Origin of the sequence: Pinibacter soli (genome assembly GCF_029961145.1) — a bacterium.
GTDB classification, from domain to species: Bacteria; Bacteroidota; Bacteroidia; order Chitinophagales; family Chitinophagaceae; genus Pinibacter; species Pinibacter soli.
On the sequence record NZ_JASBRG010000007.1, the window covers coordinates 2,902,071 to 2,924,072 of the forward strand.

Sequence of the window (22,002 nt, forward strand, 5' to 3'; positions counted from 1 at the left end):
CATCTGTGAACTGAAGTTTCCTCGAACGCGTTAAATTAGCTTGTAAACGAAGTCGTTGTTCAGGAACTGCTTCTTTATTTTGTTGAACTGTGATCTGATACTTGTATCAATTTCCATATCATCCAACTGCAAAACAAATCCACCGATCACATCAGGGTTAACTATTTCCTGAAGCTCGATGTTTTTGATTGGAGTTTGAGTTTGGATTTTCTCAACCAGTTCTTTTTTGATCTCATCACTTACAGGAACAGCTGTAGTAAGTTTCAATACCTTGATGCCTTTGTATTCCTTGTATTCTTTAATGAACGCCGAAATAATATCAGAAAGTTCGCTCTCGCGCCCCTTTTTAACCATCAGTTTATTGAAGCCTGTAGTCATCTCGCTCACTTTACCATTGGTAACTGCTTCAAGGATGCTATTCTTTTTATCTGCTTTTATAATAGGGCTGTCCAATATTCTTTTAAACTCCGGGCTTGCATTGCAGATGGCCTGCAAAACGAGCATATCATTATACACTATATCAACCTGGCCTTTTTCAACCGCCAGATCGAAAAGTGACTTTGCATATCTTGTTGCTAAACGTAGGTTTTGCATTTTGCTTTACTGGTTCTTACCAGGAATGTTTACGCTTGAAATAATATTTAGTTCAGTTTGATGTCGTTTGCAAGTTGCTGGATGTATTGCTCTTGCTCTGGTTTGTTACCCAGCTCTTTGCGCAATACTTTTTCTGCAACATCCAAAACCAATACACCAACCTGATTTTTAAGTTCTACCAGCGTAGCCATTTTTTGTTGATTGATCACAGCCTGAGCATCTGCTACAATTTTAGCTGCTTCTGCTTTTGCCTGTTCTTTCGCTTCGTGAACGATTTTGTCTTTGGCATCGCGAGCTTCTTTCAATAAAGCAGATCTTTCTTCACGAGCCTGCGCCATCAAAGCTTCGTTTTCGCTTTTCATTTGCGCCATTTCGTTTTTCACTCTTTCTGCTGTAGCAATAGAATCAGCAATATTCTTTTCTCTCGCACTCAAAGTTGTAAGGATCGGTTTCCATGCAAATTTTTTCAAAATCAGGAACACGATAAGGAAAGCGACAAGTGTCCAAAAGAAAAAGCCTAAAGCGGGCATTAGTAATTCCATATATAAGCTATTTGATAGTTGTAATTTTTAAACTGACCTTTTTTCTCAAAACTACTTTATAGAAAAACTGCACTCTCGGCCCTGTGCGTTGAGTGCAGAATTCTTTTACGTGGATTATTGTGTAGACAATACAGCCAACAAACCTGCGATTACAGCGAAAAGGGCAACACCCTCGATGAACGCTGCAGTCAAGATCATGTTTCCACGAATGTCGTTAGCGGCTTCTGGTTGGCGAGCGATTGATTCAACTGCACCTTTACCGATTTGACCGATACCAATACCTGCACCGATTGCAGCTAGACCAGCACCGATAGCACCACCTAACTGTGCCATACCAGACGCTAATAAAACCATCATTGACATACAATTTGAGTTTTGAGATTTATAAAAAAAGTTTTGAGTTCTGTTTTTTGGTTTTGAGTAATGAGTTGTGAGTTTTGTGTTGCTCCAAACTTACTACCCAGAGACGCACTAATTCCTAACTTCTAATTTCTAATTCCTGATTGCTTAGTGTGCGTGCGCCTCATCATGGTGCTCCCCCTCGAATGCCTGACCGATAAATACCGCAGTTAGGTTCGTGAAGATGAACGCCTGGATGAATGCTACCAATATTTCTATAAAGTAAATGAAAACGGAAAACGCGATGGATACAGGAGTGAAACCCCAGCCAGCAACCGTTGCCATTTGACCAAAAATGAAAATCAAAGAAACAAAGCTAAGTATAACAATGTGACCAGCCGTCATGTTCGCAAAAAGACGGATCATCAATGCCGCTGGTTTAATGAAGATACTTAACAACTCTACAGGGATCAGGATCAGTTTTACAAGGAAAGGCACGCCGGGAGGCCAGAAAATGTGACCCCAGAAGTGACCATTTGTACTAATCATAATCACTATGAAAGAAATTACAGCCAGCAAAGCTGTAAAGGCAATGTTACCTGTTACGTTTGCCGAACCTGGAATAAGACCGATAATATTATTAATAAGGATAAAGAAAAATACAGTTAATAAATAAGGCATGTATTTTTCATACTTGTGACCAAGGTTTGGTTTCGCAACATCATCACGAACGAAAGTGATAACCGGCTCCACTGCATTCTGGAAACCAGACGGAGCAACGTTGTGACCTTGTGCTTTGTATTTTTTTGCGATGCTTGTCATGATCCAGATAAGAAGGATCACAGCCAATAGCATTTGAAATACGTTTTTAGTTATGGAGAAGTCGTATGCTTTAACGCTTTCATCGACAGCGCCATTTGCATCAACAGCAACGATCTTGTCGTGTTCTAATTTGTAACCGTTGTAAGCAACTTCACCTTCTTCGAATTTAGAAGAAGAGAACACGCTTAAACCGCGTTGAGGAGAATAAACAATAACCGGTAAAGGCATTGTGAAATGCTTTTCACCTAAAGTAAAAAAATGGAACTCATGAGAGTCTGCAATGTGATGCAAGATGGATTCACCTGCATTAAATTTTTCGGAATGACCTTCTTTGTGGTCAGCGTTCGCTTGTTCGTGCGTTTCATGCTCTTTTGGCTGAGCCATTGACGCATAATAAAAAAAGACACTGAGTAGGCTGAAAGCCGCAACCAGTAAAGATTTAACACTTCTGAGGGTCATACCTGTTCTGAAATTTGCGGCAAAGATAAGGATGGATGGCTAATAATTGGAAAATAGACAGTTGAAAACGAAAAAAAGTTATTCCCGTGTTCAAAAAAGCCCAACTTTCTATCACCTCTCATCTTTTTACCTCATTTCCCTGATTTTTATCAAAATCTCAGCAATCGATCTGGAGCTGTAAAACTTATTTCGTTTAGAACTCACTGAAATATGTCCCTAATTTTTTACTTATGGGTGATTTTAGCCTTTTTGAACATTTCGTTGCGCTTAAGCATCCTGCTAAAGAGAAGGAATTTTTCAAGATCCGACCGGTATATATCTTCCCTTAATCTTTCTTCATCTGTTTTTGGAACAAGCAGTTTCTTTTCGGATTTCGGAGCATCGGAAGGTAGATTATTGTCAGTATAATGCTTATTTATATCCCATTTATCTTATTTGAACAGGCGCAGCTTTTTGTTTTTCAAACTGCAGACTATGTAATTTAGCATAAAATCCACCCAGATTCAAGAGCTCGTCGTGGGTGCCCATTTCCTTGATTTCTCCTTTGTCCAGCACTATTATTTTGTCTGCCTTGCGAATGGTAGAAAGTCTGTGGGCAATTACAATGGCAGTGCGTCCTGTGATCAGTGTATCTATCGCATGCTGTATAAGTTGCTCACTTTCAGTATCTATACTCGAAGTAGCTTCGTCGAGTACAAGAATTGACGGTTCATATAATAATGCCCGAATAAACGATATCAGCTGCCTTTGCCCCATGGAAAGTGTACTGCCTCTTTCCATTACATTATAATCATAGCCGCCTGGAAGTTGCATTATAAAGTCGTGAACACCGATCAACCTTGCAGCCTCTTCCACTTTCTGGTACGGGATATCTTTATTACGAAGAGTGATGTTGTCCATAACAGATCCGGAAAACAGGAACACGTCCTGCAAAACGATCCCGATTTTACTGCGAAGCGCCTCCACTGAATAGTCATTAATATTAACGTCATCAATTTTAATTTCACCCTTTTGAATGCTGTAAAGTCTGTTCAAAAGACTGATAATGGACGTTTTACCGCTTCCTGTGTGACCAACAAGCGCCACAGTCTCGCCGGGTTGTATATTGAAATCAATATTCTTCAAGACATATTTATCATCTACATAACTGAACCAAACTTTGTCGAAGTCCACTTTTCCTTTCGTTTGCGCCGGAGCATAATTTCCCTGCGTCTTAATATAATCCTGGTTGTCCAGTACTTTAAAAACACGTTCGCTGGCCACCATTCCCATTTGCAGTACGTTGAACTTATCTGCAATTACACGTAATGGTCTGAATAATAAGTTGAGATACAGTATAAACGAGATCATTTTCCCTGTAAGGGCCAATGCTTGATCTGCAGACAAATTCATGGCTTGGGTAGCAGCCCACCAAACGAGCAGCCCAGTGGATACCGCAAGAATTATTTCTACTACAGGAAAGAAAACGGAGTACGCGAAAATGGCTTTGATATTGGCATTTCTATGCTCGCGGTTAATTTTTTTGAACTTTGTAAATTCTCTTTCCTCCGCAGCAAAAGCCTGCACTATGGCCATTCCCGTAAGGTGTTCCTGTACAAACGCGTTCAAAGCCGCCACGGCATTACGCACCATTATAAATGATTTGTTTACGCTTTCCTTAAAGAAATAAGTGGCGACAATTATAAATGGAAAAGGAGAAAGACTTATCAATGCAAGTTTCCAATCTACCCAAAACATTACTATTAAGATGGATAAAATCGAAAGCAGATCTCCGATGATAGGGATCAACCCATCAGAAAAAATATCGTTGATCGATTCTATATCATTAATGGTACGTGTTGTTAGTGTGCCGATCGGTGTTTTGTCAAACTGTGAGAGATTAAGCCCCAATATTTTGTCGTAAACTTTTACCCTTAAGTCCTTGACCACCGACTGACCGAGCCATGCAGTAATAAATGAGAAATAAAACCGTATGCCTGTTTCGATGAGCAGCAATACCATTTGGATGATCGTGATGTCAACGATCATCTGAAGCAACCCATTTTTAATGTACTTATTTACTGTGAGCTGTATGAGATACGGGCGTATGGGAGAAAAGATAGCTAGCAGGATGGCAAGAAAAATCGATAAATATATTTTCTTCTTATAAGGTGCCGCTATCTGGAAAACTCTTCTTAATAACGCAAAATCAAAGATTTTTTTCTTCGCTGAAGCTTCTGCCATAAAACAAAGATAAGCGATCCGTCAATGAATAAACACTACTATTACACCAACGGAGCCAACCGATTACTACGCTTCTATCTTGCGTGTTAACTGATGTGACGGAATGGTATTTTACGGGCTTAGTTGAGCGATCCCTAAATTTCTAAGATCTTCTATCATTACCCGTTTGCGTCAAAATTGATTCTTTTTCACAAGACTTATGTCCTATTTACCATGCAACTTTCAAGCATGAATGGAACTTTGTAAAAAAAAGAGTGGACACAATTCTTGAAAACCCATTTCTGAAAAGAGACTTTCGCGTTAGCACAAATACAGACTGCCTGAAGCTTTTTAGTCCTTATAATATCTATCAAGAGAATGGGGAGTTATTCGCGGCCATCGTTCACGAAAAGTCAAACAATTTAAAGCTGTTGGATATTCTTCTTTCGCACAAAAGAAATTCATGCGCATTTAAAATAACGAGTGTTAATGGCAACACTCTTGCCAGGGTTAAACAGTCAAACGCTATCTGGCGCAGAAGCTTCAGGGTTTTTGACAAAGACGAAAAGCTCATTTATAAAATCTCTCCTAAAATAAAATTCAACAACCTTTCATTCAATGTAATCAACAAGGACGAAATGCATGTTGCCAAAATCGTTGCAAACTCTGCCATGTCCAGCTTTGCGATGCACGATATATATAACCACATTCTTGCAATCGTTCACAAGAAAAATATTCACGATACCTTTTTTGTCACTGAGTATGCAAGTCTGCTTGACAAAAACATGTTGTTAGCAACGGCAGTTTGCGTTAGTCTTTACACAGGCGCATACAAGTAGACGTTAGCATTCTTTTTTTCAAAAAAAATATTACCACTGCAATAGGTTGATTTTCAATTTCATTATGGCGACTTTTCATCTTCCCCAAAAAAGAAAAAAAATAAAAAGCTTGCATTTTCAAAAATCCCGTTTAATCTTTGCCATACATCTCTCCAATTCCCCAAAGAAATAACCGTACCTATTTCCAGTTTAACGTTGTCCATTCCTACAGAAGAACAAATGTTTTCCGGTATGCTATTTAGTAGTTCGCATTATCGCACTCGGCATATAAAATTTTAATTATGAAAACTTTGTACCCATTCCAACAGGCAATCTCTGTTGCTTTACAATCATGCACAAAACACTTGCCCATTCTGGCTTTTGCGGGCGCAATTATCATATTTTCCTCTAACGCGTTTGCTTCTGATACTCCTGCAACAAACAGCAGTGTAGAAAATTTCTCAATTAATATCAGCAACAATAAAGTTTGTCTTAACTGGACAAGCGGCCAAGGCAGCCTCAATTATTTTGTAATAGAAAAAAGCCTTGATGGCAAAAACTATAAAGATGCTGCCATAGTTTTTGCTAACACAGATGCTGCAGAAAAACAGGCTTATCTTTTTAGTGACAGGGTTGCTAAGAATTCTCACAAAACAATTTACTACAGAATACGCATCGTAGACAGCCTGAACAATTTTAAACTGTCTGAGGTGAAATCATTTCGCGAAGCAAAAATTAAACAACAATCGGTATCGTCTTCATCTGTAAACACAACTACTGAGTCACTCGAGCTGTCTCTTCCTAAAAGCTGGAAAAAGAAACCGGTTAGCTATGAGCTTTTCAATGCAGATGGCGGTGAAGTAAAAACATGGCAAACTGAAAACGCAGAAAGACAAGCATCCGTAAACGTGAAGGATCTTTCTGCAGGGAAATATTCATTGGTTGCAACCTGCGCTGATGAAAAATTCGAACAACGTTTTATCAAGTTCTAACTAAATTATTCTAACATACTTTAAAGGGTACATTCATCAACAAACAAAGCCCTTTTTTTTCAATCAGGGCTTTTCAAAAATTTTAATCAAACTCATTTAAGAACGTATAGTTTTAAAGGGTACGATCAATTCGCCTGGCATGTCTATGCCGGGCTTTTTTATTTAATGGAAAATTGAAAATGCTCTATGCATATAGCGTAAGTAATTTGCGACAACACTCTTCGAGCTAGACTTTTTATGAAGTCAGCAGTAAAGCACCATTGAGCATTCGTTGCGTCGCACACTTCAGCTGTAGAATATAATTTAGAACATTGGTCGCAGCCAGCCCTTCATTTTCAATTTTCAACTTTCAATTTTCAATTACTCCGGTAGTTGCAAATCCGTGATCACCGGATAATGATCTGAAAGCGCGACCTTATCGCTTTTGTATTGCAGAACTTTGAATTGTTTGTTGGGCAAGATATAATCTATGCGAAGAGTGGGTGAAATAAATGATAATGTTCTACTGATGCCAAATGCTTTTTTACTGAACGCATCCTGCCGATCGCCTTTCATTTGAAAATATATGTACGAGTTGGGCACTTCGTTAAAATCGCCGCACATAATTTCAGGATAGGGACTATTATCGAGTACGGGCTTTATCACATTTACCTGGTGCATGCGCAATGCATAGGCTTGCCTGAATTTTTTAATAATTCCTTTGGTGTTTTCAACAGCGCTGTCGGCAGACTGACGTAATTGTTTTATTTGCCTGTACTCTTTTCCACCAAATAACATTGATTGCATGTGAGTGGTAAATACGCGAATTCGTTTACCATCTACATCTATATCTGCCCAGATAAAACTTTCATTGTTCTTTAAGGAATCGGGGCCGCCATAGCGTTTTCTGAAAGTATCAACAATGGGGTATTTAGAGAATATAACTACACCTGTTTCATACAAGCTATCCCATCGCCTGTGATCCATTGCAAAGTAGTGGTAAGGAAAATGCAAACTGTCGGTTATATAAGGAATGTTCTTCGCAAACTCCTTTGTATTGTTTGATTCAAAAAATTCCTCAACGCACAAAATGTCGATATCGTTGTTGGCGATGTACTCAAACATTTTTTTTCTCTTAGACTTTTTTCCCGGTGCCCAATATTTGTTCATTTCATCCCAGCGAGCAACGTTCCATTGCATTACGCGTATACTGTTTGCTTGCTTTTTTTGATCAAATTTTGCGAAAGGATGAAAGCCAAAACATGCGTTGATCTGTTTCCATCCAATTAACATTACAACAAATGAAAGCAGCGCCCACTTCGACCTGAACAAAAGCCAGAATATTACAAATCCAAAATTCATTATCAACCATGCTACAAACGTAACACCCAGCAGGGAAATGAACCAGTATGTATCAGGGTTGAGAAATGCGGTGCAGCACGCCAGCAAAAAAATGGCTGCTACGACTATGTTTGAGATAATGAAGAAGCGTTTGGTAAATGTGCGGAACAGATGCTGCATGCCTTAAAGTTAGAAAGTTTTAAGTTATGAGTTATGAGTTTTAAGTTTTAGGCCCTTGATAAAAATGAAATAAACAACCGGTCTATCATCATGAATTCTACTCACTAACTTACAACCTAAAACCTATTACTTAAAACTTATCACTTACAACTTCTACAGTTTTTTTACTTTTGACTTTTTACTTTACACAATACACATGTCTTTACAAAATGTTCATCATATAGCTATTATTTGCAGTAACTATGCCGTGTCGAAAGATTTTTATGTAAATAAGCTGGGCCTTTCCGTTATACAGGAGGTGTATCGCAAAGAGAGAGATTCATACAAACTTGACCTTGCTTTGAACGGCCACTATGTGATCGAACTTTTTTCCTTTCCTAACCCTCCCACAAGGCCTAGCAGACCCGAAGCTTGCGGACTCAGGCATCTCGCTTTTTTAGTTGACGATATAGAAACTACCATCTCCGATTTGAATTCAAAAGGAATAGAAACGGAACCTATAAGAGTGGATGAATATACAGGGAAGAAGTTCACGTTTTTTGCAGACCCGGATGGCGTCCCACTGGAGCTTTACTCAATTTGAAAATTTGAGGATTTGAAAATTTGAAAATGGAAGGCGTAGCATTATAACTAAATGGTTACCTCTTGCCCCGAAAAAATGGTTAAAAAATTCTTCCGATGCTACACATAAAGCATTTTCAAATTTTCAAATCCTCAAATCTTCAAATTAGCCAACTACCAGCATCCCATCCCTATAAATCGGCAGCACGTTGGCTACATCTTTTGTAACGCAGTATTGAAGGTCCTTTTGGAGGCCATAGGCTGCCAGGCGGTGCCAGTGCGTGGTTAGCTGGATGAAATTTTCCATGTCGTTCTTATGCAACTCATACATGTTTTCTGCCATTAGGGAAGAATCGCAGTGAATGGTGAAATGCTCTTTCACTTTGCTGATAACCGCCCCTGCGAATAAAGTATCTTCGAGATTAAAGCGATCCTTCCATGCAGAGCAGCCGAGGATCACATTCTTATTTTGTTTTACGAGAAAATCACATACTGCTGAAAGATTGGGGAAGGAGCCCGTCACTACCTCGGACGCGCCACATTCCAGCGCCATGTGAAGGAGCTTGGTTCCATTGGTGGTGGTAAGTACAAGCGTTTTGCCTTCGATAAAGTCGCGTGGATATTCTGCCGGAGAATTTCCATACTGCAGGCCGGGAATTACTTTTCCATCTCTTTCACCTGCTGTGATACCCCCGATCTCTGCGCCAATCTGTTTACAACGCTCAACATCCGCAACGGGAACAACAGCTTTTGCACCGTTGTACAAAGCCGTACAGATGGTTGATGTGGCGCGAAACACATCTATGATAACGACTACAGATTGATTCAAATCGTACAAATGTAATAAGGCGGGCGAAAGACAAGTAAAAAGGGTTGGTTTATTCATCTAGTTAGGTTGTTAGTTGTTGGTTGGTAGTTGATAGTGGTTCGTTGAGAGCGCAACTTACTATAGAAATGCTAACAACTAACAGCTATCGGCTAACAACTAGTTTAGTATCAATTTCCACTTTTCAGATTCGGCATACTCTTTAATGACCGCGTTTCTCTGTTCGATAAGTTTATTCAGGTATTTTGTAAGGAAAAGTTTGCTGACAAGCTTTCCTATAACTCCATATGGCGCCTCGAAATGTACGACATCGACCATAATTGTTCCATTCGCAACCGGTTTGAAATGATGGTCGTGTTTCATTTTTTTGAAATCGCCTTTCTGCATTTCATCGGTAAACATTTCAGGCTTCTGCAGTGCGGTAATTTTTGACTGCAAAACTCTTTTCTTTCCTAAATGCCTGGCCTGCCATGTCACTGATTCGTTCATGCCAATGAGGCCGGAGATAGTGCCGGCTATTGCCTGTTCTTCTGTATGCGGCATTGACTTTTTGTGCAAATCAATGCTTCTGCTAAGATCAAATACTCTTTCTACAGGCGCGGCTATAAACGTAGTGATATGGATTGTTGGCATATTATGCGTTTAAAAAAATTGCCAGCTATCAAATTAAATAGCTGGTAATTGATTCTGTTATACAAAAGGTATTTTAGCCACTTTTGCTTTCAATAATTTATCGCGTACTGCAATGAAAATCTCGGTATCGAGACTTGCATGTGAAGTAGCTACATAACCAAGGCCCAGGGCTTTTCCAAGGCTTGGAGATTGGGTACCGGATGTTACAAATCCCAATACATTTCCCTCGGCATCTTTTATTTCATAATGACTGCGTGGAATGCCTTTGTCGATCATTTCAAAGCCTACCAGTTTTCTTTTAATCCCTTCTGCTTTTTGTTTTTCAAAAGTACTTTTCGACGTAAAATCCTTTGTGAATTTGGTGACCCAGCCAAGGCCTGCTTCCAGCGGGCTTGTTGTATCGTCAATATCGTTTCCGTAAAGGCAGAAGCCCATTTCCAGTCTTAATGTGTCTCTTGCGCCAAGGCCAATAGCTTTCAGGCCTTTGGGAGTACCCGCTTCGAAAATAGCATCCCAGATTTTGTCTGCAGCACCGTCTTTATCTTCAAAATAAATCTCCACTCCTCCGGCACCTGTGTAACCTGTCGCGCTGATCAAAACATTTTCTACTCCTGCAAAAGTTCCTTTTACGAAAGTGTAATATTTAAGATTAAGGACGTCAACTTCTGTAAGCTGTTGCAATATTTTAGTAGCGTTAGGGCCCTGTATTGCTAGCAAACATGTTTTGTCGGAAATGTTGTGCATTTCTACATTCTTCGTGTTGCGCGCAGAAATCCAGTTCCAATCTTTTTCAATATTGGAAGCGTTTACCACCAGCATGTACACTTTGTTTGGCTCGATGCAATACACGAGCAAGTCATCTACGATACCACCATTTTCGTTTGGCAGGCAGCTGTATTGCGCCTTTCCGGCTTCCAGTTTTGAAGCGTCGTTGCTTGTTACACGCTGAATGAGATCCAGCGCATTTTCTCCTTTTAAGATGAATTCGCCCATGTGGCTCACGTCAAAAACACCTGCGTTGTTGCGCACTGTAGCATGTTCGTCGTTGATACCGGTATAAGAAATAGGCATGTTGTAGCCCGCGAATGGAGCCATTTTTGCACCCAGAGCAATGTGTTTTTGGGTAAAAGGAGTATTCTTCATTGTACTGTTTAATTTAGTTTTAAGCCCTGCAAAAATAGGAGAAAGCAATTTCAGATTGCCTTTTGTTACACAAAGCATCCCATTTTCTTTGCAGAATGGGCCCAAAACCCACATTATTAGATGACTTTATTAGCTAATTCCTTGCCAGTTTCGAAGGCTTTGATATTACTGAGGGTGACTTCTGCAATTTGTTCGAGGGCCTCTTCGGTAAAAAAGGCCTGGTGAGCAGTGATAAGCACATTGGGAAAACTCATAAGACGCATGATCACATCATCCTGGATAACAGCCTCGCTCCAATCGGTAAAAAATAATTTTTCTTCCTGCTCGTACACGTCGATCCCCAAATAACCGAGCTGACCGGTTTTTAGCGCTTCAATGGCAGCTTTTGTATCAATCAGTGCGCCTCGGCTAGTGTTAATCAGCATGGAACCCAGCTTCATCATGCCGAGCGTTTCCTCGTTGATGATGTGGCGCGTTTGTTCCGATAAAGGGCAGTGTAAAGAAATGATATCGCATTGTGGCAGCAGATCTACCAACGGCAAATACTCCACTCCTTTTGCAACCAGTTCTTTATTGGCGATGATGTCGAATGCCAGAACCCTGCAACCCAACCCCTGCATGATATCGCAAAATATCTGTCCTATTTTTCCAGTACCTATCACGCCAACTGTTTTTCCGTAAAGGTCAAACCCGGTAAGTTTTTCCAGGGAAAAGTTCCCCTCTCTTACGCGGTTGTAGGCTTTGTGTGTTTTGCGGTTGAGAGTCATGATGAGTGCCAGCGCATGTTCTGCCACTGCGTAAGGGGAGTAAGCCGGCACACGTACAACAGTGATTCCATTTTTCCGCGCCTCTTCCAAATCTACATTGTTATAACCGGCACAACGCATGGCAATGAGTTTGATATTGAGCCTCGCCAATTCGGCAATTACTTTTTTGTTCAACACATCATTTACAAAAGCGCAAATGGCATCGCAGCCTTCAGCCAGCGCAACTGTTTGCTCGTTGAGTTGTGTTTCTATGTAAATGATATTTTGTTCTTTATTGCACGCGTCGAAGTATTGCTTGTCGTAAGATTTTGTAGAATAGAAGGCTATTTGCATGATGTAGGTTTTTAATGTTGTATTACGAAAGTAAAGAAGGAATTAGAAATTAGGAATTAGAAGTTAGAAAGGAGGATTCCTAAACAAAAAAGGCCGCCCTTAGGCGACCTCTTTGCGTATTCAGCATAATACTTTATTAGAAAGAATATTTGATACCGAACTGACCTTGCCAACGAGAGTTGATAGGATCATTAGTGTAGTAATGATCCACACCTGCAGGTGGTGGCAAGAAGTTGTATGTTGGTGTATAACCAGAAGCTGGTGAACCCGGAGCTTTGCCTGAACCGTCGTTCGCGAATTTCAGGAAGTTAACTGTGTAGTTGTTAACGTTGGTTACAAACGTCATGTGTCCCATGCTGTTGCTGATCAGATTTAACACGTTCAACACATCGAAGCTAAATTGAAGTGAGTGTTTACCACCACCCAATTTCAATTCGTGCATCAACTTCATATCAAGTTGGTGGTTCCATGGAGTACGTAGGCCGTTACGCTCAGCATATTGACCTCTGTGTTTGCTCAGGTAGCTATCACCCTCGATGAATTTATTCAGATCGCTGTACTGTTGGGCTGCAGTGTAAACTGTTCCGTCAGATTTTGTGTAGTCAGCTAAATGAATATCATTCTGATCTTTTGGAATGTAAGGCAACGGTGCGTTTGATGAGTTACCAAATGGTGCGTTGGTGTAGATTAAAGAGTATGGGCTACCAGCCTGACCTGAGTAGAAGAATGCAAGTGAAGTTGAGTTGCTTGCGCTCCAGTTCAACGCGCCACTAATTGTAGCAACGATGCGGTGACGAAGATCAAAGTTTGAATAACCTAATGGAGTATTCTGCGGATTGATCGAAGGGTTCACCTCGTAGTTACTTTGGAATGAGTTACGGATACCGTTCGCAACGTCTTTACTCATACCGTAAGTGTAAGCCACCATCCAGTTAAGGTTCAATGTAGAGTATTTACCTACAGGAATACCGTTTGTTGCTTTGCTCAACTGTGCAGTTAAGTTGTAGCGGTAACCCTGACTTGTATTGCTAAGCAAATACACGTTAGAGTATTGGTTGTTGTTTTTACCACCAACATAGTAAGGAGTTTGAGTAGGACCAGTAGAGTAATACTGAGCGCTATCCTTTACGTTGATCTGTTGGAACTTAACATCGTGGATCGTTTTTGTGTACATCGCGTCCAATGTCAATTTGTATCCTTTACCGAATTTATAATCAACAGCGATGTTTGAACGAAGGATTGCAGGCAATTTAAAATTGTTGTCTACGATATCAACCTCACGTGTACTTGCTGCCGAAGCAGAGTGATTTGCAACAGTATCTTTCAGGTGTGTTGGATCCATTGCCAAACCTACAACTGTACCAGAAGCTGGTCTGTAGTCAATGTTTCCAAAGTTGTTACCTGTCAATGTACTAGCATAACCCATCCATGCGAATGGCATACGACCTACGAAGATACCTGCACCACCACGCAATACCAATGTTTGGTTTCCTTTGATATCCCAGTTAAAACCTAAACGTGGAGATACTGTAGCGTCGCCCAACCATTTATTCGTAAACTCGTTAAATGGAGTATGAGAATAAGTAGGTTTAGAAGATGTGTAGTTAGGCGTGTTACGCAAAGCTGTATCCAGTGCGAAATTTTTTCCTAAGAACGGATAGTCAATTCTCACACCTGGGGTGATCTTGAATTTTTTATTGATCGCAATTTCATCCTGTGCATACAAACTTGTCAGGTTCACATTGTAGCTGCTTCCCGGCACGTTGTCATACAAAGAATTTCTATCGTTTTTAATGTCTGTGCTTCTTGGGAACACACCACGGATACGCGAAGGTTGATCAACAAGGAATTTGTTCAAACCTCCTGCATATTCCCAACGACCGTTCCATGAGTTCAAGAAACCATAAGACAGGCTGTAAAACTCGTTGTGAGTACCAAAAGTGAATTTGTTGTTTCCTTTTGTAACAGTTACATTGTCAGTAATTTCAAATGTTTGCTGCTTCATGTTATAGATAGAAGCTTCTCTCCATGTACCCAACCAGATACGGTCGTTATCGATACTGATGAACGGAGTTGCCGGAACACCATAAGGTTGACCAGAAGCATTCATTGGAGTTGGGAAATCTCTGTACTCATGTACATTAATATAGCTCGCAATAAACTGGTTGCTGACGTTGTTGTTGATCTTTGTTTTCAACTCAGCAACAAGGTTAATGTTGTTGGTGTGTTGTGTAAAGTCAGCAGAAGAGAACTGGAAGTTGGTTGTAGTACGCTCAAGGTTGTTACCCCAGCCAGAAGTATACAAGCCACGGATCATCAAAGTGCTTTTTGCACTAAGATTGAAGTCCAGTTTAGCGAAGAATTTATTACTGTTTGTGAAAATTACACCTGGAGTATAAGTACCTGGATCGTAGTTGTACTTCGTTTTCATTCTGTTGATGATCGCGTCACCTTCAGCTTTTGTCATTGCAGCGCCTGGGTCACCTGCATTGTAGAATGTAGGCATTTGACCACGGCCAAGTTCCGCGTTGATAAAGAAGAAGGCTTTGTTCTTAACGATTGGACCACCTAATGTGAAACCTGATTGATAATCGTAGAAGTCATTGCTCATTTTGGTTTTCAAACCGTCTACGCTTTTACCAATCAAAGCATGGCTACGGCCGAAACCATATAATGAACCATGGAATTCGTTCGTACCGCTTTTGGTTACAGCGTTTACGCTACCACCTGTAAAGTTACCAAGCTTTACATCGTATGGAGCGAGTTGTACCTGGATCTCCTGGATAGTTTCAAGGCTGTAAGGGTTAGTACGTGTACCAGCACCCGCTGTACCGCTTTGGCCACCGCCACTCGTTCCACCAGCGGAGTTGCTAAATCCAATAGCGTCATTGTTAATAGCGCCATCCAATGTGAAGTTGTTATAACGGAAATTACTACCCGCAAATGAGTTGTTGTTTGATTGAGGAGTAAGTCTTGTGAAATCGCCAATACCGCGGCCGATAGAAGGAAGAGTGTTCAATTGAACTTTTCCTACACTAAGACCAGCAGCTGCTGTTTTTCTTCCAGCTGCTACAACAGTAACTTCTTTCAGTTCGCTGTTGCTTTGTTTGAACGCCAGGTTAACATCAGGGTTGTTACCTAATGAAAGGTATACATCTTTAAATTCTTCTGTTTTTGAACCAGCGTAAGAAATAGTAATTGTGTAAGGTCCGCCAACTTTTAAGTTAGGGATAACATAAGATCCTTTGTTATTAGCTTGTGTGCTTGTTTTGAAACCTGTGGGTTCGTGTTTTACAAGAATGGTAGCTCCCGGGGCAGGTTCGCCAGTGACACCAGAGACAGATCCGCTCAATGTAGCAGTTGTTTCCTGGGCATAGATTTTAGAAATAGCTGTCATAGTCATAAAGGCTATGCATAGCATTAGTAGACGTTGCATCTGTGTGTTAAATTTTATGCAAAACTCTAGTTCAGCTATGAACACAATGTTAAGACAACATTAACGCAATATTATCCTAATGTTACCGCAATGTTAAGCGATTAAAGGTGAACACTGACATGCAATGAGTTAGACGAAAATTGTTAGTGGTTAAATGTTAGTTGTTGATCATATTGCGTTAACATTGGCCACAAAAAGGTTGTGGGTAAACTGCACAAAAAGCAGGCATTTATGTGCCGTTACAAAAAAGAAACGGCATCAATCAATCGATAAAGCAACGCAAAGACCCGATGAATTGATCACCGGGCCTTGTATTAATATTGTCTGTTGCCTAAAAGCAACACCTATGAATCGGCTGAATCTCTCCGTCTAAAATTTTGGCTGCTATCTGCGCACTATGAAATTTTCCAAAACCAACATATCCATCTCCGTGCGTAAAAAACAGTTCAATGCTTCTTCTGGAGAATTTACGATTGGTTCATTCTCATTAAAAGATGTGTTTAATAAAATTGGAACGCCTGTTTTTTCTCTGAAACAATCTATCAGGTTATAATAGTCCGGAGAAATCGTTTTGTCAACCCAGCAAAACTTATGCTGATTTCCCAAAAACAAAAAAGTCTACCAATAAATGGTAGACTTTTTTTGAAAAAGGACTAAATTCTTTGCAATTATTTAAAATCGTCAGCTGTTACGCCTTCATTAATCTTAACGCTTTTTACCTTATATGCAATGTCGGTTGAGTTGCCACCAACTTCTACAGTTAAGGTTATTGCAAAAGGGAAAAGCACATCATTCACTTTAGTGTAGTTGTCAAATTGCACAGTTTGTGAAAGATCCATTCCTGACCCAACACTTGAAGTTTCCTGTTTTAAAAGAAACGCGGTGTTGATATCATAATATTCTGCAGTTTCTTTACCTGAAGGACTGGTAACAACTATTTTGTACGCATCTTTTCCGTTCACTTTTTCAATGCCCTTCATTTCCAGTTTATAGCCCGGTTCTTTATAATTCAACTGATCCACAATGTTTTTCTTAGCCTTCTTGTCAGCAAGTTCTTTAGGATCCATGTCTCTTTTTTGACCCATCTGCATCTGATATCCGGTTTCACCGTTGAACATATCTTTCATTACTACGTTACCTCCTCTGCTCACTTCCGTCATCTCTTTGTTCGGATTCATTGCTTTTTGAACAGCATCCAGCGTCATTCCGCGCACATTCATATCCATGCTCATGAGCACGGTGTTCACTTTTCTTATAGCCGCTTCACCACCAACTGCCTTGATGTAGTTGTTAACGACATCTGTAGCAGAGATATTGGTTGCCTTTGCAGTAGCACCGCTAACAGGGTTTGCGTATTTATCATAATGATTAACTGCGTAGCCCATATTTTTCAGTCCTGGTTGCACTTGCTCAGCTTTTCCTACAATAACAATGCGTGTGTTGCTGTAGTTGAAATATTTCTGAGCAACACGTTGAATATCTTCAGCAGTTACTGCATTTATTTTTTGCAAATAATTGCGATAGAAATCTTTGGGGAGATTGTAAAGCAAAATGTTCGTTGCGAAAGTTGCAATTCGGCCGGTATTTTCCATGCCTAAAGCAAAATTACCATTGTACAATGCTTTTGCATTTTTCAATTCTTCATCTGAAACTTTCGTCTCCCTCATTCTTTTGATCTCACCCAAAATTTCAGAAACGGCACTGTCTGCTTTTTCATTTCTTACAGAAGCAGAAGCACTGAAAGTTGATTGATAACGGCTGGCACTGATGCTTGAATAAGAACCGTAAGTAAATGCATGCTTTTCACGAAGATTCATAAACAAGCGTGCTTCTGAACCGCCACCAAGAATATTGTTTGCCAATAATACCGCAAAATAATCAGGGCTGCTCATTGGCAGATTAACCAGGTTGGTTACCGTGATTTCAGATTGCACCGCATTAGGCACGTCTACGAGATTAACTTCTGTTTTCGCAGGATTATTAACATTCGCTACAGTTGGAAGAGTTAGCGCGACACCTTTCCAATCGCCAAAAGCCTTTATTGCCAAAGCTTTTGCTGCCTCCGGTTTAATATCTCCAATAAAAGTCAGGTAACCCCTTGAAGGCGTTATATGCTTACTATAAGCAGCTTTAATGTCAGCAAGTGTTATCGAGTTGATGCTTTCCTCTGTTTCGAATTCACCAAAAGGACTGTCTTTGCCGTAAGTCAAAGCCCCCACTACTCTTCCGGAAATAGCTTTTGCACTGCGCTCATTTGCCTTCAGGCCGGTTAATGATTGCGCTTTTAATTTGTCGAAAGACGATTGTGAAAATGCAGGATTACGTATGCCTTCTGCCATCAACATAAATGCTTTGTCAAAATAGCGTGTCAATGCAGATGCTGAACCACCACCTGAACTAAGATTTACGTCAGCACCCATTTGATCTACCGCTTCATCAAATTCTGCTTTCGATCTTTTAGAGGTTCCTTCGTTGAGCATTTCTCCCATCAATCCCAATACGCCCGCTTTGCTGCCTTCTACTATAGGCCCTGCATCAATAGAATAACCTGCGGCTACTTTTGGCAAGGTGTGGTTTTCTACAACCAATATGGTGATGCCATTTGGTAAAGTATATTTTACAGGATCTGTAATAGTGATTACCGGTGCTGGGCCCGCTTTGGGCTTTTGGGAGCGGTCTATTTTTTGTGCCATTGATGCATGGAAGATCAATGCAGTAGTGGCTATGATGAATATCTTTTTCATTAATTATTTTTTCTTGTTGATGAAAATAAAAGTCAAAATTCAAAATTCAAAAATGGTTGCGGTTCATCATGAACTATATGGTGCGGTCATTTTGAATTTTTACTTTTTACTTTTTACTTATTTCTTATTTCTTAGGCAAATAATAAAGTACAAGGCGCTGGTTCTTATTCAGGTATTTCTTCGCCACGTCGCGAATTTCTTCACGGGTAATTGAACGGATTTTTTTTAACTCCTCGTTTACCTCGTTGGTATTTTTATTGTAAGTGTATCCGTCAGAAAGATTTTCAGCTACGCCTACCATTTTGGTATTTGCACTTACGTAATCGTTTTCAAATTGATTTTGCAATTTTTGATAGTCAGACTCGCTGATCAGGTCAGTTTGCAATTTCGCAACTTCTTCATCCATATCTTTCAAAAGATCTTCCAGTTTTGCGTTGCCGTTTGGTAATGCAAGCGTAATGTATGCGCCATAATCTTCCAATGAATAATTGAATGCTGCTACCTGCAATGCATTCTTTTTATCGTCTACCATTTTTTTATACAAACGAGAACTCGCTCCGCCAGATAGCACTTTGCTTACCAGGCCAAGCACCTGCGCATCTCTTGTTGTGCTGCCCGGCGTTCTGTAAGCCGCGAAAACAGCAGGAATTTGAATGTTCGCATCATAAGCGGTGTCGATCATTTCTTTTGTGATCGGCGCTTCTTTAATGCTTGGTTGTACTACCGGTGCACCTTTAGGTACATCAGAAAAATAAGTTGCAACCAATTGTTTTGTTTTCTCAACGTCGATATCACCTGCGATCGTCAACACTGCATTGTTTGGAACATAGAACTTCTTGAAGAATGCCTGGAACTCTTCGAGTTTCGCTGCATCCAGATCTTCCATGGAGCCAATTGTCTGCCAGTGGTAAGGATGATTTGTGAATAAGCGTTTGAAAATTTCTTCATTGAATTTTGCATATGGCTGATTATCTATACGCATTCTTTTTTCTTCCTTTACAACTTCGTTTTGCGTTTTTACGCCTATTTCATTTATCACCGGGTGAAGCATTCTTTCGCTTTCCAGCCATAGGCCAAGCTCCAGTTGATTTGAAGGAAATACTTCGTAGTAAAAAGTTCTGTCTTGTGTTGTGTTGGCGTTGTTCTGGCCTCCATTGCTGGAAACGATCTTCATGAATTCGCCGCGTTTGATATTGTCAGAACCTTCAAACAACAAGTGCTCGAAGAAATGGGCAAATCCTGTGCGACCCACTTGTTCGTTTTTTGATCCTACGTGGTACATAACAGTTACCGCAACTACAGGAGCTTTTTTATCCTGGTGGAGCACTACGTGTAATCCGTTGTCAAGATCATATTCAACAAATTTCACCTGTTGAGCCATCGCACCGGCACCCATCAGTGCTGCCGTAGCAATAAGCATCAATTTCTTTTTGTTCATGTTTAGTTGATTTTTAAGCCGCTAAAACTACTAATAGTCATTTATTTATTAAACTATTTGTGTCGGGCGGCAAGCAATTATTTTTTTAATACGTCCGATTCCCAGAAAAGCTGGATTTTCCCTGAAATCGAACATTCAAACCGGCAGAAATAGGGGACGAACAGGTCAAGGCATGAAGTATAGGTCATAAAGTGTGGGTGATCGCGAATGGCAAACGGTGAATACGCTATAACGAACTCACTCCTTACAACCTGAACCTTATACCTTATACGCCTATCTTCCGCCATTCACCCGACATTAGTTATATTTGCTCTCCTTTTAAAAATCTGTATATGTTCAACAAAAGAATTAAAGTGAAGCAATTGCTGGCCTCGGAGCAAACGGGCCATGAAGTAACAGTAATGGGTTGGGTACGCACATTCCGTAACAACCAGTTTTTAGCGGTTAATGACGGCAGCACTAATAATAATATACAGATCGTTTTGGAATTGGGTCAGTTTGACGATGCCTTGCTGAAAAGACTTACTACCAGCGCTTCCGTTAAAGTAACGGGCGAGGTGGTTCCTTCTATGGGCAAGGGACAGAAAATTGAAATAAAAGCAAAAACACTGGAAATACTGGGTGATAGTGATGCTGAAAAATATCCTCTTCAACTGAAAAACCGCCCTAGCCTGGAATACCTGCGTGAAATTGCGCACATGCGTTTCCGTACCAACACATTTGGTGCCGTGTTCCGCGTTCGCCACTCATTGGCATTCGCTATACACAAGTTTTTCAACGAAAAAGGATTTGTGTATTTGCACACACCTATTATTACTGCGAGCGATGCAGAAGGTGCTGGTGAAATGTTTCGCGTAACCTCTTTGCCTTTTGATGGCACGCCGCGTAACGAAGATGGTTCTGTAAATTTTAAAGAAGACTTTTTCGGAAAATCTACCAACCTTACAGTTAGTGGACAATTGGAAGGAGAACTGGGCGCTACGGCATTTGGCGAAATTTATACGTTTGGACCAACGTTCCGCGCAGAGAATTCAAATACAGCACGTCACCTTGCCGAGTTTTGGATGATTGAGCCGGAAATGGCTTTCTCTGATTTGGAAGACAACATGAATCTTGCGGAAGAATTTATCAAATACATTATTCAGCATGCGATGGATAATAACCGCGAGGACCTGGAGTTTCTTGCACAACGCCTTGCAGAAGAAGAAAAACAAAAACCACAGGCCGAACGCAGTGAAATGGGATTGATCGAAAAATTGGAATTCGTATTGAACAATAATTTCGAACGCATTACTTATACTGAGGCGATTGATATTTTGTTACAATCTCCTGCGTACAAAAAGAAAAAATTCCAATACGAGGTGAAATGGGGCATTGATATGCAGAGCGAGCATGAGCGTTATTTGGTAGAAAAGCATTTCAAAAAACCGGTGATTGTTACGAACTATCCAAAAGACATCAAGGCTTTTTATATGCGCTTGAATGAGGATGGTAAAACAGTAGCGGCAATGGATATTCTTGCTCCCGGCATTGGCGAAATTGTAGGAGGGTCACAAAGAGAGGAAAGATTGGAAAACCTTGAGGCAAGAATGAAAGAAATGCACGTTCCTGCTGATGAGCTTTGGTGGTATCTTGATACGCGCCGCTTTGGTACAGTACCACATGCAGGTTTCGGTTTAGGATTCGAACGCATGGTGCTTTTCGTTACCGGCATGACAAATATCCGCGACGTAATCGCCTTCCCAAGAACACCAAAAACAGCAGAATTTTAATAACAAATATTTCATTTTGGATAAAGTCCCCGTTGTCACGGGGACTTTATTTTTAACTAAAGAAAGATATCATACATTCGT

The 22,002-nt window shown here is 40.4% G+C and carries 18 protein-coding genes; 4 read left to right on the top strand and 14 right to left on the bottom strand.

Translation table 11 applies throughout. The annotated features are described in order from the left end of the window. Window positions 1-30 precede the first annotated feature (30 nt). The 5 genes from atpH to QJ048_RS22190 form a co-directional block, all read right to left on the bottom strand. Window positions 31-594: an ATP synthase F1 subunit delta gene (gene atpH / locus QJ048_RS22170; RefSeq protein WP_282336628.1), complete on the bottom strand. Its 564-nt coding sequence runs from the start codon at window positions 592-594 to the stop codon at window positions 31-33. Window positions 595-641: 47 nt separating this feature from the next. After that, window positions 642-1,136 (bottom strand): F0F1 ATP synthase subunit B, encoded by a 495-nt coding sequence (gene atpF, locus QJ048_RS22175; RefSeq protein WP_282336629.1) that lies wholly within the window; start codon window positions 1,134-1,136, stop codon window positions 642-644. Between the two features lie 114 nt (window positions 1,137-1,250). Then, complete coding sequence (atpE, locus tag QJ048_RS22180) at window positions 1,251-1,469, bottom strand: ATP synthase F0 subunit C (protein ID WP_282336630.1); 219 nt, start codon at window positions 1,467-1,469, stop codon at window positions 1,251-1,253. Window positions 1,470-1,643: 174 nt separating this feature from the next. Continuing rightward, window positions 1,644-2,756, bottom strand: a complete 1,113-nt coding sequence (gene atpB, locus QJ048_RS22185) for a F0F1 ATP synthase subunit A (protein WP_282336631.1) — start codon at window positions 2,754-2,756, stop codon at window positions 1,644-1,646. Between the two features lie 426 nt (window positions 2,757-3,182). Next, window positions 3,183-4,979 carry an ABC transporter ATP-binding protein gene (locus QJ048_RS22190; protein ID WP_282336632.1) on the bottom strand — a complete coding sequence of 599 codons (1,797 nt, stop codon included), beginning with the start codon at window positions 4,977-4,979 and terminating at the stop codon, window positions 3,183-3,185. Between the two features lie 254 nt (window positions 4,980-5,233). Between QJ048_RS22190 and QJ048_RS22195 the strand changes: the two genes are divergently transcribed. Further along, entirely contained in the window at window positions 5,234-5,797 is a 564-nt protein-coding gene (locus QJ048_RS22195) for a hypothetical protein (RefSeq protein WP_282336633.1), read from the top strand. A gap of 281 nt (window positions 5,798-6,078) precedes the next feature. Then, window positions 6,079-6,768 carry a hypothetical protein gene (locus tag QJ048_RS22200; RefSeq protein WP_282336634.1) on the top strand — a complete coding sequence of 230 codons (690 nt, stop codon included), beginning with the start codon at window positions 6,079-6,081 and terminating at the stop codon, window positions 6,766-6,768. Between the two features lie 360 nt (window positions 6,769-7,128). Here QJ048_RS22200 and QJ048_RS22205 read toward each other — a convergent pair whose 3' ends face one another. Further along, window positions 7,129-8,268: an endonuclease/exonuclease/phosphatase family protein gene (locus QJ048_RS22205; protein WP_282336635.1), complete on the bottom strand. Its 1,140-nt coding sequence runs from the start codon at window positions 8,266-8,268 to the stop codon at window positions 7,129-7,131. A gap of 196 nt (window positions 8,269-8,464) precedes the next feature. Between QJ048_RS22205 and gloA2 the strand changes: the two genes are divergently transcribed. Next, window positions 8,465-8,851 carry an SMU1112c/YaeR family gloxylase I-like metalloprotein gene (gloA2, locus tag QJ048_RS22210; RefSeq protein WP_282336636.1) on the top strand — a complete coding sequence of 129 codons (387 nt, stop codon included), beginning with the start codon at window positions 8,465-8,467 and terminating at the stop codon, window positions 8,849-8,851. A 144-nt stretch (window positions 8,852-8,995) separates the two neighbouring features. On the opposite strand, the gene QJ048_RS22215 is transcribed toward gloA2, so the two are convergent. The 8 genes from QJ048_RS22215 to QJ048_RS22250 form a co-directional block, all read right to left on the bottom strand. Next, window positions 8,996-9,715: a 2-phosphosulfolactate phosphatase gene (locus tag QJ048_RS22215; RefSeq protein ID WP_282336637.1), complete on the bottom strand. Its 720-nt coding sequence runs from the start codon at window positions 9,713-9,715 to the stop codon at window positions 8,996-8,998. Between the two features lie 99 nt (window positions 9,716-9,814). Beyond that, on the bottom strand, window positions 9,815-10,288 hold the full coding sequence (locus QJ048_RS22220; protein ID WP_282336638.1) for an SRPBCC family protein: 474 nt from the start codon (window positions 10,286-10,288) through the stop codon (window positions 9,815-9,817). Window positions 10,289-10,345: 57 nt separating this feature from the next. After that, on the bottom strand, window positions 10,346-11,431 hold the full coding sequence (gene gcvT / locus QJ048_RS22225; protein WP_282336639.1) for a glycine cleavage system aminomethyltransferase GcvT: 1,086 nt from the start codon (window positions 11,429-11,431) through the stop codon (window positions 10,346-10,348). Between the two features lie 116 nt (window positions 11,432-11,547). Continuing rightward, complete coding sequence (locus QJ048_RS22230) at window positions 11,548-12,531, bottom strand: 2-hydroxyacid dehydrogenase (RefSeq protein ID WP_282336640.1); 984 nt, start codon at window positions 12,529-12,531, stop codon at window positions 11,548-11,550. Between the two features lie 136 nt (window positions 12,532-12,667). Continuing rightward, a complete protein-coding gene (locus tag QJ048_RS22235; RefSeq protein WP_282336641.1) occupies window positions 12,668-15,967 on the bottom strand; it encodes a TonB-dependent receptor in 3,300 nt (1,099 codons plus the stop codon). 384 nt (window positions 15,968-16,351) lie between these two features. After that, a complete protein-coding gene (locus QJ048_RS22240) occupies window positions 16,352-16,579 on the bottom strand; it encodes a carbamoyltransferase C-terminal domain-containing protein (RefSeq protein ID WP_345774541.1) in 228 nt (75 codons plus the stop codon). A 56-nt stretch (window positions 16,580-16,635) separates the two neighbouring features. Then, window positions 16,636-18,711, bottom strand: a complete 2,076-nt coding sequence (locus QJ048_RS22245; protein ID WP_282336643.1) for a M16 family metallopeptidase — start codon at window positions 18,709-18,711, stop codon at window positions 16,636-16,638. Window positions 18,712-18,835: 124 nt separating this feature from the next. After that, entirely contained in the window at window positions 18,836-20,149 is a 1,314-nt protein-coding gene (locus QJ048_RS22250; protein ID WP_282336644.1) for a M16 family metallopeptidase, read from the bottom strand. A 332-nt stretch (window positions 20,150-20,481) separates the two neighbouring features. On the opposite strand from QJ048_RS22250, the gene asnS reads away from it, so the two are divergent. Further along, entirely contained in the window at window positions 20,482-21,921 is a 1,440-nt protein-coding gene (asnS, locus tag QJ048_RS22255; protein ID WP_282336645.1) for an asparagine--tRNA ligase, read from the top strand. The last annotated feature ends 81 nt before the right edge of the window (window positions 21,922-22,002 follow it).

Coding starts and splice junctions, on each gene's coding strand:
- atpE (WP_282336630.1), bottom strand. CDS start 1,469: ATGGCACAGTTAGGTGGTGCTATCGGTGCTGGTCTAGCTGCAATCGGT.
- QJ048_RS22230 (WP_282336640.1), bottom strand. CDS start 12,531: ATGCAAATAGCCTTCTATTCTACAAAATCTTACGACAAGCAATACTTC.
- QJ048_RS22190 (WP_282336632.1), bottom strand. CDS start 4,979: ATGGCAGAAGCTTCAGCGAAGAAAAAAATCTTTGATTTTGCGTTATTA.
- atpB (WP_282336631.1), bottom strand. CDS start 2,756: ATGACCCTCAGAAGTGTTAAATCTTTACTGGTTGCGGCTTTCAGCCTA.
- QJ048_RS22200 (WP_282336634.1), top strand. CDS start 6,079: ATGAAAACTTTGTACCCATTCCAACAGGCAATCTCTGTTGCTTTACAA.
- QJ048_RS22215 (WP_282336637.1), bottom strand. CDS start 9,715: ATGAATAAACCAACCCTTTTTACTTGTCTTTCGCCCGCCTTATTACAT.
- QJ048_RS22250 (WP_282336644.1), bottom strand. CDS start 20,149: ATGAACAAAAAGAAATTGATGCTTATTGCTACGGCAGCACTGATGGGT.
- QJ048_RS22205 (WP_282336635.1), bottom strand. CDS start 8,268: ATGCAGCATCTGTTCCGCACATTTACCAAACGCTTCTTCATTATCTCA.
- atpF (WP_282336629.1), bottom strand. CDS start 1,136: ATGGAATTACTAATGCCCGCTTTAGGCTTTTTCTTTTGGACACTTGTC.
- atpH (WP_282336628.1), bottom strand. CDS start 594: ATGCAAAACCTACGTTTAGCAACAAGATATGCAAAGTCACTTTTCGAT.
- QJ048_RS22245 (WP_282336643.1), bottom strand. CDS start 18,711: ATGAAAAAGATATTCATCATAGCCACTACTGCATTGATCTTCCATGCA.
- QJ048_RS22235 (WP_282336641.1), bottom strand. CDS start 15,967: ATGCAACGTCTACTAATGCTATGCATAGCCTTTATGACTATGACAGCT.
- gloA2 (WP_282336636.1), top strand. CDS start 8,465: ATGTCTTTACAAAATGTTCATCATATAGCTATTATTTGCAGTAACTAT.
- gcvT (WP_282336639.1), bottom strand. CDS start 11,431: ATGAAGAATACTCCTTTTACCCAAAAACACATTGCTCTGGGTGCAAAA.
- QJ048_RS22220 (WP_282336638.1), bottom strand. CDS start 10,288: ATGCCAACAATCCATATCACTACGTTTATAGCCGCGCCTGTAGAAAGA.
- asnS (WP_282336645.1), top strand. CDS start 20,482: ATGTTCAACAAAAGAATTAAAGTGAAGCAATTGCTGGCCTCGGAGCAA.